This window comes from Nostoc sp. XA010 (assembly GCF_020829625.1).
GTDB lineage: Bacteria > Cyanobacteriota > Cyanobacteriia > Cyanobacteriales > Nostocaceae > Nostoc.
In genome coordinates this window covers 1-15,311 of record NZ_JAIVFX010000028.1, presented here as the reverse complement: position 1 = coordinate 15,311, position 15,311 = coordinate 1, and the positions used below count along the sequence as shown (strand labels likewise).

The 15,311-nt window shown below is 39.7% G+C and carries 11 protein-coding genes, 2 tRNA genes and 1 pseudogene; 6 read left to right on the top strand and 8 right to left on the bottom strand.

Annotated elements, in window-relative coordinates; all coding sequences use genetic code 11:
• Nucleotides 1–54: 54 nt before the first annotated feature.
• Nucleotides 55–759 (bottom strand): annotated as a pseudogene (locus LC608_RS27595) (Uma2 family endonuclease).
• A gap of 465 nt (nt 760–1,224) precedes the next feature.
• On the opposite strand from LC608_RS27595, the gene glcD reads away from it, so the two are divergent.
• The 5 genes from glcD to LC608_RS27570 all read left to right on the top strand — a co-directional run bounded on the left by glcD (nt 1,225) and on the right by LC608_RS27570 (nt 7,447).
• On the top strand, nt 1,225–2,697 hold the full coding sequence (glcD, locus tag LC608_RS27590) for a glycolate oxidase subunit GlcD (RefSeq protein WP_229556623.1): 1,473 nt from the start codon (nt 1,225–1,227) through the stop codon (nt 2,695–2,697).
• Between the two features lie 222 nt (nt 2,698–2,919).
• Nucleotides 2,920–4,167 (top strand): glycoside hydrolase family 10 protein, encoded by a 1,248-nt coding sequence (locus LC608_RS27585; protein ID WP_229556622.1) that lies wholly within the window; start codon nt 2,920–2,922, stop codon nt 4,165–4,167.
• Complete coding sequence (locus LC608_RS27580; RefSeq protein WP_229556621.1) at nt 4,167–4,730, top strand: hypothetical protein; 564 nt, start codon at nt 4,167–4,169, stop codon at nt 4,728–4,730. Before LC608_RS27585 ends, LC608_RS27580 begins: the two co-directional genes overlap by 1 nt.
• Before the next feature lie 340 nt (nt 4,731–5,070).
• Nucleotides 5,071–7,314 carry a GAF domain-containing protein gene (locus tag LC608_RS27575; RefSeq protein ID WP_229556620.1) on the top strand — a complete coding sequence of 748 codons (2,244 nt, stop codon included), beginning with the start codon at nt 5,071–5,073 and terminating at the stop codon, nt 7,312–7,314.
• A 61-nt stretch (nt 7,315–7,375) separates the two neighbouring features.
• A tRNA-Lys gene (locus tag LC608_RS27570) sits at nt 7,376–7,447 on the top strand.
• A 259-nt stretch (nt 7,448–7,706) separates the two neighbouring features.
• Here LC608_RS27570 and LC608_RS27565 read toward each other — a convergent pair.
• The 7 genes from LC608_RS27565 to LC608_RS27540 form a co-directional block, all read right to left on the bottom strand.
• Nucleotides 7,707–7,871 carry a hypothetical protein gene (locus tag LC608_RS27565; RefSeq protein ID WP_229556619.1) on the bottom strand — a complete coding sequence of 55 codons (165 nt, stop codon included), beginning with the start codon at nt 7,869–7,871 and terminating at the stop codon, nt 7,707–7,709.
• A gap of 228 nt (nt 7,872–8,099) precedes the next feature.
• A complete protein-coding gene (locus LC608_RS27560; RefSeq protein ID WP_229556618.1) occupies nt 8,100–8,495 on the bottom strand; it encodes a hypothetical protein in 396 nt (131 codons plus the stop codon).
• Nucleotides 8,464–8,613, bottom strand: a complete 150-nt coding sequence (locus LC608_RS37685) for a KilA-N domain-containing protein (RefSeq protein WP_374108467.1) — start codon at nt 8,611–8,613, stop codon at nt 8,464–8,466. The genes LC608_RS27560 and LC608_RS37685 overlap by 32 nt, the downstream gene beginning before the upstream one ends.
• A 229-nt stretch (nt 8,614–8,842) precedes the next feature.
• Entirely contained in the window at nt 8,843–9,460 is a 618-nt protein-coding gene (locus LC608_RS27555) for a hypothetical protein (protein WP_229556617.1), read from the bottom strand.
• A gap of 99 nt (nt 9,461–9,559) precedes the next feature.
• On the bottom strand, nt 9,560–10,999 hold the full coding sequence (locus LC608_RS27550) for a hypothetical protein (protein WP_229556616.1): 1,440 nt from the start codon (nt 10,997–10,999) through the stop codon (nt 9,560–9,562).
• Nucleotides 11,000–11,488: 489 nt separating this feature from the next.
• Nucleotides 11,489–13,048 (bottom strand): phage/plasmid primase, P4 family, encoded by a 1,560-nt coding sequence (locus LC608_RS27545; protein ID WP_229556615.1) that lies wholly within the window; start codon nt 13,046–13,048, stop codon nt 11,489–11,491.
• A 397-nt stretch (nt 13,049–13,445) separates the two neighbouring features.
• Nucleotides 13,446–14,897: a hypothetical protein gene (locus LC608_RS27540; protein ID WP_229556614.1), complete on the bottom strand. Its 1,452-nt coding sequence runs from the start codon at nt 14,895–14,897 to the stop codon at nt 13,446–13,448.
• Nucleotides 14,898–14,971: 74 nt separating this feature from the next.
• On the opposite strand from LC608_RS27540, the gene LC608_RS27535 reads away from it, so the two are divergent.
• A tRNA-Lys gene (locus LC608_RS27535) sits at nt 14,972–15,040 on the top strand.
• The last annotated feature ends 271 nt before the right edge of the window (nt 15,041–15,311 follow it).

The following is a 15,311-nucleotide window of genomic DNA, read 5'->3' as shown; positions in this document are numbered from 1 at the left end:
TTTTTTTGCTCATGCAAAGACGCAAAAAATCTTTGCGTCTTTACAGTGCGTGTCCTAAAGAGCGTCGGGGTCTACGCCCATAGCCCGTAGCCTATCTGCTAGCAATTGGGTGCGTTGTTCTGCTTGTTCGGCACGTTGTCGTTCCTGTTCAGCGCGTTCATCTCCAGTCGATAAAACATTACCATCTTGGTAGCACCAGCGTAACCAAGTATCTTGTCTGTCTTCAAATTTACCTTCCCACAAAGTTACGCCTAAACCAACTTGTTCTAACTAATTTTCGGAAGTTTCAAAGTAGCGCCTTCCTCTAAATTCATAAAAGCGCAGGACTTTTTCTCCTAATTGCTGATTCTGATCATATACGATGTAGTAACTCGCCCGCATTTGTTCATAAATTTTCAGTTTTTTGCCCAGTTCATCACCTTCTATATTAGAGACAATTTCAATTACGACTTCTGGAGGTTTGCCAAAACGCCAAACCATATAACAGCGATTTTGTTTTTCCCACCAATTTTGAGGTACTTGCACATCTAAGCTGAGAAAAACGTCGGGTACAATTGCGGGTTGTCCGTCTGTATGGTAAATACCGATATTAGCTGCTGCTAAAAAAGTCTGCTGCTGTAGACTACTGTAAAGAGAGCCAATTAAAAGGCGTTTCTGTTTGGAAGTAGCAAAATTATCTAAAGTGTCATTTTCAGTCATTAACTGGTTGGCATCTGGCACATAGTAATCATCATCATTGATTAAAACTTCCTGAACCATAATTTTATCGAGTATTTGAGAGCTTTATTTCTAGGTTAATTGATTTTCTAGGTTAGTTGATTAATGAAAGATAGAGGTTCTGGCAATATAGACAAAAAGAAGAACATCCCAGAAGAGAGTAACCAAGAAGAGAGGGAATTAAACAAGTAAACCAACAGCAAAACAATACAAACTTTTGGGGTAGTAATTCATTAAGTAACTCTAGCGGTAAAATATATATCGAAGGTTATCGTCGTAAGGATGGAACTAAAGTAAAAGGATATTGGAGAGATAAATAAGCCAGACAAATTGGTATTCTTGGATGAAATGGAGAACCTATACTCTATCTATAGTTAAATCATGCGATCGCAATCTCAGCCTAATCATGCGATCGCTTTTACTCACTTTTGACTGCTATTCTTGCAACAATAGTAATTACAGCTATACTAACCAGCCTGCAACATCTACCTTGAACTTTAAAAAACTATGCTTACCCAAGATAAAAAACAACGCAACTGGAAACCCATTCTCAAAGCATTCGAGGCTGTGCTTGGCAAAAATGGTGTAGTGCAACGCCGCGAAGAACTCATTACCTATGAATGCGATGGTTTAACTGGTTATCGCCAACGTCCGGCTGTGGTGGTGTTACCTAGAACTACAGAACAAGTTGCCCAAATTGTGAAAATATGCAACCAATACTCTATACCCTTCATAGCACGCGGCTCTGGCACTGGTCTATCTGGCGGCGCTTTGCCAGTCAAAGATTCTGTTTTAATTGTCACTTCCTTAATGCGGCAAATCCTCAGCATTGATTTGGAAAATCAACGGACAGTTGTCCAACCAGGGGTGATTAATAGTTGGGTAACGCAGGCTGTTAGTGGTGCTGGTTTTTACTACGCTCCTGATCCTTCCAGCCAAATTATCTGCTCTATTGGGGGCAATATTGCGGAAAACTCTGGTGGTGTACATTGTCTCAAATACGGTGTTACTACTAACCACGTTTTGGGATTAAAAATTGTTACGCCAGAAGGGGAAATTATCGATATAGGCGGACAAATTCCAGAAATGCCTGGTTATGATCTAACAGGTGTTTTTGTTGGTTCCGAAGGTACTTTAGGAATTGCTACAGAAATTACTTTGCGAATTCTCAAAAGTGCAGAATCAATTTGTGTGCTGTTGGCAGATTTTACTAGCATTGAAGATGCGGGAGCAACTGTTTCTGATATCATCAGCGCCGGGATTATTCCTGGTGGTATGGAAATGATGGATAACTTCAGCATCAATGCTGTTGAAGATGTTGTAGCAACTAATTGTTATCCCCGCGATGCTACTGCCATTTTGCTAATAGAAATTGACGGTTTAGAAGTAGAAGTTGCAGGAAATAAGCAGCGAGTTACTGAAATTTGTAAAAAGAATGGGGCACGAAATGTTACTTCTGCTACTGACCCAGAAACCAGATTGAAATTATGGAAAGGACGCAAAGCAGCTTTTGCTGCGGCTGGACATTTAAGCCCAGATTATTATGTACAAGATGGTGTAATTCCTCGGACTCAGTTGCCTTATGTTTTGCACGAGATTAAGACATTAAGTGAACAATACGGTTATCGGGTTGCTAATGTATTTCATGCTGGCGATGGCAATCTTCATCCGCTAATTCTTTATGATAATTCTGTGCATGGAGCATTAGAGCAAGTAGAAGAAATGGGTGGTAAAATTCTTAAACTTTGTGTGCAAGTTGGTGGTAGTATTTCGGGTGAACATGGCATTGGTGCAGAGAAAAAGTGCTATATGCCACAGATGTTTAGCCAAGTTGATTTAGAAACTATGCAATGGGTGCGGCAAGTTTTTAATCCTAAAGGGTTAGCAAATCCTGAAAAGATATTCCCTACACCAAGAACTTGTGGTGAAGCAGCAAATGCATCGGCACTCAAGCAATTTGAAGGTGTGGAAAGATTTTAAGGAGAAAGAATTCAGGAGTTAGGAGTTAGGAGTTAGGAGTCATAATTTATCAGGTTTTGGTATTGTTAAGTAGATTCATGACCAAAATTGGCTCCGTATTATTTCAACTATTCTGACCTCTAACTCCTGAATTCTGAATCATCATTTCTTTACATCATCCGGAGGATTACAACTTTATTTTGTAGTTATATATATTCCGATCGCACTAGGTCACGCTTACAAATGAATCGGGTTGCTCGCCGTTGTATTTCTTATTTACTGTGTTTGGGATTAGTAGCCACCTTAACAGTTTTTTCGCTCTCTTCAGTTTCTTCACTGCCAGTTTATTCCCAAAATATAAATCCTTTAACTACAGAAATTCGCGGTGTTTGGCTCACTAATGTTGCTAGCGGTGTACTATTTGTTCCTTGGGGTATTAACCGTGCTATAAACCAATTATCGACTCTCAAGTTTAATACAATTTATCCTGTAGTTTGGAATCGAGGAAATACTTTTTATAAGAGTGCTATAGCTAAAATGACTACAGGTTCGGAAACTCAACCTTTGCTCAACTTCATGCACGGTGGACAGGATGTTTTAGCAAAAATAGTAACACTTGCGAAAAATAAAGATTTAAGAGTGATCCCCTGGTTTGAATACGGGTTTATGACGCCGCATTATTCACAATTAGCAAGGCGTTATCCCGACTGGTTGACAATTGGGCAAGAAGGTATAAAGTCTACCCAAGATGCCCCACCGGAAGAAATTGATAATGTTTTGGTTAGTAAGGTGGCCTGGTTAAATCCCTTACATCCGCAAGTGCAAGAGTTTATCCAATCGCTAATTTTAGAAGTAGTCAGGGATTACGATGTGGATGGTATTCAACTTGACGATCATTTTGGGATGCCAGTACAGTTTGGCTACGATCGCTTCACTATTGAACTCTACCAGCAAGAGCATCAAGGCAAAAGTCCCCCAACTGATCCTTTTAACCCAGAGTGGATGCGTTGGCGGGCAGACAAAATTACTGATTTTATGGCAGAAATCTATCAAGCTGTGAAGGCTGTTAAACCCAACGTTAAAATATCTCTGTCTCCTAACTATCAAGCTTTTGCCTACAAATACTATTTGCAAGACTGGGAAAATTGGGTAAAAAAAGGTTTGGTTAATGAGTTAATTTTGCAGGTATATCGAAATGACAAAAACTCTTTTATCGCTCAACTGGAACAATCATCGATAAAATTGGCTCAAAGTCTAATACCTGTAGGTATTGGGATATCAACGGGAACGGTGCGTAATCCTGTCAAAATGGCACAAATTAGAGAACAAGTTCAGGTGGTGCGCGATCGCAATTTTGATGGGATCTCCTTTTTTTACTGGGAGAGTCTCTGGGGTTACATCGTACCCGAATCACCCCAACAGCGACGCAAAGCTTTTTTTGATCTGTTTAATGCTAAAACTGTCAGATTATTAAAACCAAAGAAACTTTAATGCCATTCGCGCCAGAAAATACTAGACTTAGCTTTATATTTCTGTGGACTTTCGCTACTTTTGGCGGTTTTTTATTGAGTTTATTGTTTATCGAAGTCGGCGATAAACCAGATATTGGGGTAGTAGAGGCGGCTATCGGCGGATTTGCAATCGCACTTCCTCAAGGTTGTCTTCTCAAAGAACCCATATATTGTATCAGGTGGATTTTGTCAAGTCTTTTGGGTTGGAGTATCATCACTGCGATCGGTATTGGTGCGGTGGGTTGGATAGTACCTAGCACTCAGATTTTCCCAGTGAGAATCCTGTCTGGGGCGGTTTATGGGGCGCTTGGCGGCTTGGGGATTGGATTGGCACAATCATTAGCAATTCCCCAGCCTATGCCGTGGCGATGGATATTTGTCTCTTCGGCAAGTTGGGCTGTTGCTGTCCCCGTGGGTTCTGCTGTTGGGATGATTTTACACCGCCTGATGCAGTTATTCTTAGGCGAAGTCATGGGATTAGCTATTACTTGGCTGCTAGTTGGTATTCTCACCGGAATGAATGCTCATAAATTGCGATTGTGAGTTCTGCCACTCCTTATTCTTTATATTAAGAATTATAAATCTAATTCATGTATACTGAGGTTTGCACTTAAGTACATGCAACAATCTTGAAAAACTGTTAAAAATCAACTTCAATAAGTTTGCCCTAACCTGCAAATGTCTTTTCGCCTTCAAAAAGCAGGATTTGTTAAGCTGACTTTTATTAGCTTTCCTAGATTTCTGACAAGAAGTAGAGAAAGATTCAAATTTCGATGAGCAACAGCTGACAATACTTTGCTATAGGCGCTAAAGTGCATCTACTACAAGCGTAACGACAAGAGAGCGCCTAGAAGAGTCAGTAATACCAGACAGGGACTCTCGCATGAATATAAATCCAACGGAATCAACTATGGAGTTGACAAAATTATCACCACCTCAGATTCTCTTCGGCACAGAAGTAGATGATAAAAGTAGTAGTGAGCAATTTCTACTGAGCATGTATGATTCTGTGCAAGCATCAATATTTGTAGTTGATGTTCTGGAGGACGGAGATTTTCGATATGTGGCACTTAATCCCACTCATGAGCAGTGGATAGGCATTCGTTCAGATGATCTCCGGGGCAAAAAACCAGAGGATATTCTCTCCCCCAACGATGCTGCTAAGGTGCGTCAGCATTATGCTGAGTGTGTGCTATTCGGCAAAACTATTTCTTACGAACAATGTTTGCAATTCCAGGGGGTTCAGACTTGGTGGAGTACGACTCTCACGCCGCTAAGGGATGCTAACTCCAGGATTTATCGACTGATTGGTACTAGTAGCAATATTACTCCTGTGAAGCAAGCAGAACAGGCAGTTGGACTCCAGGTTGAACGGGAACAACTGCTAGAAGCGATCGCAGGACGAATTCATCAATCTGTCGAATTAGAGACAATTCTGCATCAGACAACAATTGAACTGCGGCAGTTTTTGAATTGCGATCACGTCCTAATTTATCGCTTCGAGGCTGATGGCAGTGGGATAATTATTGCCGAGTCAACTGTGACTGATCCCCTGTTGGGAAAAAACATCACCGATCCCTGCTTCAGTGGCAAACATCAAGAACACTACGGGCGAGGTTGCATTCAAGTTGTCGAAGATATTTATGCAGCTGGGTTGCATCCTTGCCATATAGATTTTCTGGCATCTTTGCAGGTGAGAGCCAATCTAGTCGTGCGGATTTTCAAAGAGCAAGATATGTGGGGGCTATTGATTGCCCAGCATTGCAACCAATCGCGTCAATGGCAGCAAACAGAAACGGACTTACTCAAACAGTTGGCAACTCAAATCGGCATTGCTGTTGAGCAGGCAGAACTTCGTCAGCAAATTAAGGATCTCAAAGCAAAGTTGCAGTTGCAAAAACAGAAGCACAAAAATCAGTTGCAGCAAGTGCGAAACTTTGAAGCCTTGGTGCGACGCATGACAGAACAAATCCGCGATAGTCTCGATGAAACTCAGGTATTGCAGACACTCACCCAGGAATTAGCAGAGCTACTGAACCTTGATCGTTGCCAAATCGAACTCTATAGCACCTGTCAAACTCTGGTTAGTATTGCCTACGAGTACACCACTAACTTACCCCAGTGTCAAGGATTGACTAAACAGATTGCAGACCGTCTTGAAGTTTATCAGTCACTGTTGCAAAAACAACCTTTGCAATTTTTGGAAATTGCGCCGGGATGGCAACCAAAGCTATTGGTTATGTCCCAGATGGCTTGTCCAATTTTCGATACTCAAGGGATTTTGGGAAACATTTGGTTGACAAGACCATCACAAGAGGCATTTGATGAATTTGAAGTCGAGTTAGTGCAGCAGGTAGCAAATGAATGTGCGATCGCCATTCGTCAAGCCCAGCTTTACCAACAAAACCAGGCACAGGTCAAAGAATTAGAAAATTGCGATCGGCTCAAAAACCAATTTCTCAGAAACCTGTCCCAAGAACTGCGGACACCAATAACTAGCATCAGCCTTGCAGTCCAAACCCTCGAAAGTGTCCTCACACCAGCAGAAATATTAGATATAGAAATAGTTCCACAACTCTTGCAGATTCTGCATAACGAGTGTGCGCGAGAAAGCAAGTTAATTAACGACCTACTCACACTCACATATCTAGAAGCCGAACCCGATCCCCCAACTTTGATTGCCATTGACTTACAAAGCTGGCTTAACCCCATTGTCGAGTCTTTTCGAGACCTTAGCAGTTGCCAGCGACAGCAGTTAAACCTGAGTGTTGATCCCGCACTCCCGCTTTTAGAGACAGATATCACAGATATGGAGAGGATTATAACCGAACTACTCAACCATCTCTGCAAATATACCCCGGCAGGTGAGTCTATCACAGTCTCTGCTCACCTGATAACGGACGCAGTAGAGCTTAATATTAGCAATTCGGGACTAAAGCTTACCAGCAACGAACTGTCACGCATATTTGAGCCTTTCTATCACCTTTCCAAACATGATCCTTGGAAACATAGCGGCACTGGGCTGGAATTGGCATTAGTGCAGAAAATGGTCAGACATTTAGGCGGCTCAATTTATGTGCAGAGTGAAGCCGGTCAAACCACCTTCACCATCAAATTCCCCCTTTAATTCGTTTTTTGGCACGGTACTAGCTAAATTGTCAGAAGTCTGCTATGATGGCTATTCGTGCGGGTGACTAGCTCAACGGTAGAGCAGTAGACTCTTAATCTATTGGTTCTGAGTTCGAATCTCAGGTCACCCACTTTTTTCAGGCTTTTGTTTTTCTCTCAGTTTTCTCTCACTTCAATCCAATGTACCCCTAAAACAACCAAATAGGGGTGAATACTTGTATTGAGATAAACTTATCATTTATATCTGCAAATATAAGTTTGTCTTATTTATTAATGAATAAACTATCTGATCACGTTATAAACGCCTAACGAATTAGGGAACGTAGCTGTATCAGGCTGTAATACCTCTGTTTTAAGTTTCATGTAATATCAAGCCACAATCGCTTCATGTCACCCTTTACAAAGGCTTACAGAGGCAGTTAGTATAGCTTTGCTGGTTTTAGTATCAATAGTTAACTTCGGTTTAACTTTGGTTGATTCCTGTGGTTTAGCTACAGTGGCAGTATTGGTAACTGCCTTACCAGCGATCGCACCAAAATCTGAAAAATCTATCATGGGAACTCCTACTAAGTAGTGTGATAAGTTGACAAAAAAGGTAGCCACGATAGCTACCTTATGAGTTAACTTATGTTGACTTGAGTGTTACTTGAGGTTGATTAAATCGTTTTCAAGGTCACATTTATGATCGTATGCCTTAGCTAGCTCGTTAACGCTAACTTTTTTGACCTTGGCTAGCTTGTTAACGAGTGTTTTAGTGTAACCATCGTCATACAGTTGACTCAACTATTGCTCCTTACTGTCGTTAGCGATCGCCGTATCATCTGCTTTACTATCGTTAGCGATTGCATTCTGTATTTCTGCTTGTATTTCTGCTAGTTTGCCGATAGCGTAACGATTGTATGCATCCAAAGTTGTGTTAGGCATAACGATCGAACGATCGCTAGCTAATTGATAAGCTTCTGTAAAAGCTTCCATAACTAGTTCGTTAGAAATAGGCTGATATGTTTGTTTAGCTATCTTGATATCCTTAGCGTCATCGGGGATAAGGTGAGAACGACGTTTCAATGCTAGTAACAAGAATATGCGATCGTCATACGCCCAAAGTACTCTTATTTTACCCTTGCTGTCTAAGTACGTGTTGATAAACTCAAGTTGACCATTGTCTAACATCCCTTCCATTCCGCATTTGTTGCGAAACCCACAATGCAAACTTCGGATTACACCATTGAGCAAACACGATCGCAATTAAGCTATGAATGTATGTGCCGCGAAACTCATTCTCGCCATCTGTTTTGATGCGGATACCGCCCCAGTAATTGTTCTCTTTAGCTAACTTTGTCTTTGCTCGGTTCGATAAACTGCCCCATTCGAGGTCTGACGGAATAACGGTTGACCCTCTAATTGCTGCATACTCATAGGCATGGTGTTACTAGTTGCGTAACTTTACCATTTCTGGATTTGTTAGCGTTAACATTGTCAACCACTTGAGAAGCTACTGTAGCATCAGTAGTAGGCTTTACTGTAATTTATTGTGGCACTGTAGGCACTGTAGCAGTTATTGCAACGGGTTCTAAAGACTTAACGAAAGTTTCTAGTTTCTTGCGATCGCTAGCGTTCAGTTTTCTGCCTAGCTTACTTCTATCTAGTAACCAGATAGCGATCTCAATCTTATCGCTAGCTTCTAACTGTGTAGCTTTGATAGTGTCCATCCAGTCTTGCAATGTCGCTGTAACGATATCTACCGATACTACGGATGTAGCCCTCATGTGAACTTTACCAAATACAATAAACGCAACTTGTAGCCACTTTAAGCCAAGTGAAACATCAATCATGTGAGGATCTCGGCTTATTTCACATAGTAAGTTAACTATGTCAAGTTGCAGTTTTCCATTTTTATCTCTAGGATCGAATTCCAACCCATACGCTAGATCGATTGTCAACTCTTTTAATACTTTTTTCTCATTTTTAAATATAACTCTAGCTCCGTCGTGGCTGGCTAGAAAGTAGAATACTTCTTGTTTAGTCGTGGTTTTAGTAGCAGTCTCACGTATTAATATCGCAATTTTCTCATTGAGTATTGCTAGATTTTGGGCTACAGCGAGCGCTTTCTCTGAGGATGGATCTACAAAGTATGTGCTAGCCATTATCTTTAGTCTCCAAAGTTTTGTAGGTATATGAGGGATTAACTCATTGATAACGGTATGATGGCTACCGTCAACCATTAGTTAATTGTGCGATCGCTGCTATCCGTCAAATTTACGGAGCATGTTGGCGCAAGCGGGAAACTTGAACCATTTTTTTGTTCTAATTTGGTAGTGGTCTTGATCTAGTTTTTTAACTACCCAATACTTTGCCTTGTGCTTGGCGTTAATCACAAACCACACAGGTTCCCCAGGTTGATACAAGTCATCGTCGAAGACGGATACACTACCGTTTGACAAGCGTAACCGTTCGTAGTCAACCTTGGAAACGTTAACAGGTACGGTAACGGTATCGTTATAGTACTTGAGAACGGAACGTCCTTGTACACTGTACTGTTGCTTAAGACGTATGGGATTTGTTTTCTTATCAGGATTAGCATACTTGGGTGTTTTCATGCCCACGAATCCGATAACGTCGATCAGGTTTTTGAAGAACGGTTCTATGATGTTGTAGAAAACATCGGTATTGTATAGGTCATCGATCTCTATGAACAGATACGATTTATAATTTTCTATGGTCATGTTGCTAGCCATAGAGAACTCGTGAGGATATGCGATATCTAGGATGATATCGGAGAGTAAGAAATCTGACGAGATTAACCCGCTATTAACGTTGCGTTTGTAGTCAGGTATGGCGTTGATCTTCATTTGTTCGATAATGGTATGTACGGTAGCTTGTTCTTTACCGTAGCGAACGAACAAGGCGTACCAGTTACGCTTGATAACTGATACTGGTTTTGATTCAAGTAGCTGGGAAGTATTAGTAGTTAATAACTGTGTGTTTTTAGGATTATTTATCACCTCTATCCAAGGGGTGAACATAATTACTTTAGCTGTGTATTGACAAATATTAGCTATATGTTTTGTTGTAATTTGCTGTTTAAATAACTTGTCATGTTTATGCTTGTACAGTTTGTACACACTATAATGAACTAAATACTTTAGCAACTGCAAGCTAGACTTGACACACAAGTAGTCAATCACTTCCAAAGCTATTTGCTGTTGAAGTAAGGGTTGATCATCTGTGAGATAAAAACAGGATACCTCCATTTGTTTCTGATGGGTTAGAAAATATTCTATACAACCTTTGGTAATATTATTAATTGCTTGATTATTGTCACGTTTGATTGAATCAATCCAGTCGTGGAATTCTACATCCTCAACAATTCTTTCTCCCCCAACAGAAATCATACTTATGAAGTGCTGTTGAAATATCTCTAGCCTTTGTCCTCTATCCTTAGTGAAACTACTAATTTCTGTTTTGTTGCCATAAGATGAAACTCTCAATTCACATTGTTCTACTTGTTTTGGGTCTGTACCTGGAAAGTGAGCGAAATGAGATTTTCTATATTCACCCTTTTTGAGACAAACAGGCTCTCTGCATACACAACAAAGCAACTTAAGCTCGTCGTAGGAAGAAAAATTACATCCATTTGCATGAACTATTTTGCCACCTAAAGCCATTGCTCTTGCAAATTCCATATCTAACTAATGTAGTATTTAATACTTATATCAGTTATACTACACTTTCTCTTACCTGTATCAAGATTAACTAAGTCTTCATAGTAACCAATAGAGATAAACAGTAACACTCATTACTTGTTACTTTGAATATGTAGGATTGACATTACACTGTGTAGGATTGTGTGTAGTGTTGTAAGCCTTATACTGACTCGGTTATGTAGAGTGTGTAGGGTTACATATCAGGGCGAACGCACGGCATTTCTGAAACCCCTGCTGGATAAGGATCTTGACGAAAAAATAGGCTAAATTTAAAAACGTTGAAACCCTTGCTATTAAAGGATTCTTATACTTTAGATGCGTTTGCCCTGGGGTTACATATATCTTTTTACTTGATTTATGATTTTGTTTGCAGGTCAGAGCCTCATTCCTAAATATATTAGGGATAATACTCTGACCCTACACAACCTACACAACCTACACAACCCTTATCCTGACTGGGTTATGTTGCTACACCTCACTCTTCACTGTGTAGGTTGACTCTACACTGACTAGTGGTGAAGGAAGATGATCATCGTTACCAAGTTGACGTAATCTCAAGCTGTCAATGTAATAACCTTGGCTATTACGTAGTTTCTTTACGTCATCCCATCTCATAGTAGAGTTGCAAAAATCCAGTAGATTGAGGCTAAAAGTACGCAAGGTGGGAGCAGAGCTACCAGACTTGCGGCACCATTGTGTATAGCTGCCAAATAGAGTCTTGCTGTCTGTCTTATCGCTCCCTATTGCACATTTGCTAGTGCCATCTCGGATAACACACTCATCAATCCAACCTGCAATAGAATTAGTACTTATTTGTTGCTCCAAACTATGTTGAGCAAGTTCTGGGTTATCGGTTGCACACCTCAATACTTCAGTAACTGTTTCATCAGAAATACTCAGTAAATATTGAGTTAATGCATTCAACTCAGGCTGAAACTCTTCTTCTAAATTTCTACATTTCTTTTTATCTATAGTGTTTGTGAATGGAATTAAAATCTGTCTCCTTGTAAGCCAAGATGAGTTACGAGTATCAAACACAGGATCATTTGATACCATGATGACCATACCATCAAATCTGAATTGAAATGGTTGCTTATATTTTTCTTCTGCTTGTAACTCATCTTGTCCCGTAAGCGATTTAAACTTTTGTACATCTCCCTGATATGGAGTTTGATCTGGAAATAGTAGTAACCGCTTTTTGTAAGCATTAGCCACTCCAAAGGTTTTACTACAAAAATCTCTAAGAGTAGTGCTACATACGTTGTAGTTACCTACGAGAGATTGTGCAAGTCTAAAAAATGTGCCCTTACCTGTTCCACCAGAACCAATAAGATGTAAGAACTGTTGGAGATCAGAACGACCTTTGAGAATAGCAGCTAAGTAACATAGTAGTATTATTTTGATTGATTGATTAGTGCTTGTAACCTCATCCAACCACTTATCAATCAACCGAAACTCATTACTAGAGTTATCAAATGCACGCGGTAAACACCAAGTAAACCGATATTCTGGTGAATGCTTAAGAACATTTCCTGTAGCTATTTCTAGTACGCAGTTTTCAAATGGTAATAACTTTGTAGGCAACCTTTCTTGCCAACTCATCTCTATCAATTCGATTCTAATTTTACTAATAATGTTGGTGATGTAACTACAAGAGCCATAGCCAGCTATTTCTTGGTTTTTGAGTTCTTTATTGATCAATCCCTCAATACAGATATCATTAACCTTAGTCCAAATTCCAGGTTGTGTAAACTCATAGATCATCCAACAATTAGCCTCACCGTTGAATATCCATTTACCTCTATATTTTTCAGCTATCTCTGTACCTATAATATCGGCTCGTGGAATTGTACCTTGTTTACTTTTGGGCGTACTAACGATTGCAGCATCGGTTTTTTCTAGATATTCACTAGTATCTGGCAATAGTGGAAATAATGGTCGTGTTGGCGCGTATTCCTCTTGGGTAAAATTAGCAATTCCTTCTACATCTTGATTATCAGAATCAGAACTGTAATACTGATTATGCATCGTTAATAGTTCCTTTCTTTATTGTGTTGTTTAGGCTGAAATAGTCTGATTTGTACACGACCTAGCTATCTTATAAATACATAACTAACCTATTCTTGAAAGAAGGGATAACCAGACTTTCTCTCAAAGTGTGGTTAGGTACTATACAGAATACCCTCAGCCCGTTTCGTACCTACCATCGGCATCTTGGCTATTCGATGCTTCTGTTATCTCAGGGCGTCTTGGGTATTCAGTTTTTTCAAAGTTCAGCTATGTCCTACAAACCCAACATAACACTAGGAAAATCTAATGGGTAGTCGTTTTATATCAGTATTTCTATTTGCAAATGGCGTTTTCTCCTACTGCTCAATATATTGAGGAATACACTTAGAATTCTGATAATTGTATCTTTATTCAGCTACAAAAGTACTAGCATAATGTTAGTTATCTCATCTTCAGACACATTGTAGATAGCAGCTAGTAGTTTAGTGGACTTCTCATCAGTACATCTCAGTTTATGAGCGATCGCAACTGCTGACTGTAACGGAATCGCTTGGTTAGTAGACTGCGTTAGTAGATCGAGTGTTGTCTTAGTTGTTTGACGTTTTTTGTATACTGTGTCATTCATTGCGGGGGAGTGACCAAGAGACATAGCTCTTTTTTCTAACGGTATACCAGCCATCATCCCATTTAGATTAGCTAGGTGACGCAAAGCATGAGTTTGAGTGAATTTATTATCTTTCAGCCAATTGCATAACATTTGCCTAGCAGTTTTAGTGTATTTGTGCCGTATCGACACAGGGTTATTACTTTCAATTCTGACTATTGGCAACCTACTAGATTTTATTTCTAATTGTTCAATCAAATCTAAATGAGTAGGTGGAACCAATGGACGTGCTAACCTATAACCTGTTTTAGTCGTAGTTCCCAATAACGTCTTATCACCCACAACAGCAATCATATCTTTGTTGTTAGGGTCATTAAGCGCCGCTATAGTGACGTTATCTCGTGTAACAAATGGTTTATCAATATTCTGAACTGCAAACACTTCACTAATTCTGAACCCATATACCACTTGCATTGAGAATACGAACATCCAAGATTTACGAGACTCAATGTTATAGCGTTTATCATCAATGGGTATATTTAATACCATATCTCTCATTTGTAGGAAGTCATCAAGAGAAATACTTTGTAAGTCATCTCTATATTTAGTTTGTCTAATATCTATCTTTTTTAACTCATCACTCAATCCAGTATTACCAATGATGTCTGCAAGTTTTTTCATTGAACGTACACACATTTTGAAGTTTTTAGTACCAGATTCTTTACTGTCAACTATTAATTTAATATCGGCATGATTTACTATTTTTTCTATTGGCAATAGTTTGTAAAAGCGCCCATAAGCGTCATACCAGCAAGTTTGATGAGATGGATTGTTTCTATCTCGTTTTTGTTTTTTACCGTTGTAACTGTTCCAAAAATTCTCTTCTACTAGAGCGATCGCTTGCTCAAAAGTCAGCAGATCATTCTTGATGACGTTTTTCTCAAGTAGGAACTCATCGTACCAATTCCAGAACTCTGTCTCACTGCTATACCGTATTAACGCTTCACTAACCTGTTTTGCTTTTTCTAGCGCCTTGACTATCCCTATCTCGGTAAAGTCACAGTTACAAGCCTTAGCAGTTCGTTTATCACCAATCTTAAATTGCAATAGTATATATGTACCAGATGTCTTGACTTCTCGTTTTAGTCCTACACCTTTTGGGGTTTGCTTCTGGATGTCTTTGAAGAGTGCTAATAAGCGTTCATATCCAATTAAGTGTTTGCCTAAATCGCTTGCTGTGACTTGATCAAAACTTTCTCTCATTTTTCTCTCAACCTACTTATTGGATTGAGAGAAAACCGATCAGAAGTAACAAATAAATGGGCTTGTAGAGTTATTGACTAGCTCAACGGTAGAGCAGTAGACTCTTAATCTATTGGTTCTGAGTTCGAATCTCAGGTCACCCACTTTTAAAGTATTTTCTAAGCTTGTTAATCAATAATTCAGATGGCAATCTGATATAGTGGTTCCCATTCAGACGCGGTACAAAATTATATCACTAGGTGTAGGGGCACAGCAATGCCCATTAATGTCAACTTAACCTAAAAGTACGTCTCGTAAGAGAGCGTCTAATTGCAAGAAGAAGTCCAAGGGTAAAAAAGGGTTTCCTAAATTCAAAAAACACTGTCGTTCAGTGGAATATAAAACAACTGGATGGAAGCTTTCTACTACTGGTAA

Bases quoted from the DNA above. Each gene is read 5' to 3' on its own strand.
- glcD (WP_229556623.1), top strand. From the start codon at position 1,225: ATGCTTACCCAAGATAAAAAACAACGCAACTGGAAACCCATTCTCAAA.
- LC608_RS27585 (WP_229556622.1), top strand. From the start codon at position 2,920: ATGAATCGGGTTGCTCGCCGTTGTATTTCTTATTTACTGTGTTTGGGA.
- LC608_RS27580 (WP_229556621.1), top strand. From the start codon at position 4,167: ATGCCATTCGCGCCAGAAAATACTAGACTTAGCTTTATATTTCTGTGG.
- LC608_RS27575 (WP_229556620.1), top strand. From the start codon at position 5,071: ATGAATATAAATCCAACGGAATCAACTATGGAGTTGACAAAATTATCA.
- LC608_RS27565 (WP_229556619.1), bottom strand. From the start codon at position 7,871: ATGATAGATTTTTCAGATTTTGGTGCGATCGCTGGTAAGGCAGTTACC.
- LC608_RS27560 (WP_229556618.1), bottom strand. From the start codon at position 8,495: ATGGAAGGGATGTTAGACAATGGTCAACTTGAGTTTATCAACACGTAC.
- LC608_RS27555 (WP_229556617.1), bottom strand. From the start codon at position 9,460: ATGGCTAGCACATACTTTGTAGATCCATCCTCAGAGAAAGCGCTCGCT.
- LC608_RS27550 (WP_229556616.1), bottom strand. From the start codon at position 10,999: ATGGAATTTGCAAGAGCAATGGCTTTAGGTGGCAAAATAGTTCATGCA.
- LC608_RS27545 (WP_229556615.1), bottom strand. From the start codon at position 13,048: ATGCATAATCAGTATTACAGTTCTGATTCTGATAATCAAGATGTAGAA.
- LC608_RS27540 (WP_229556614.1), bottom strand. From the start codon at position 14,897: ATGAGAGAAAGTTTTGATCAAGTCACAGCAAGCGATTTAGGCAAACAC.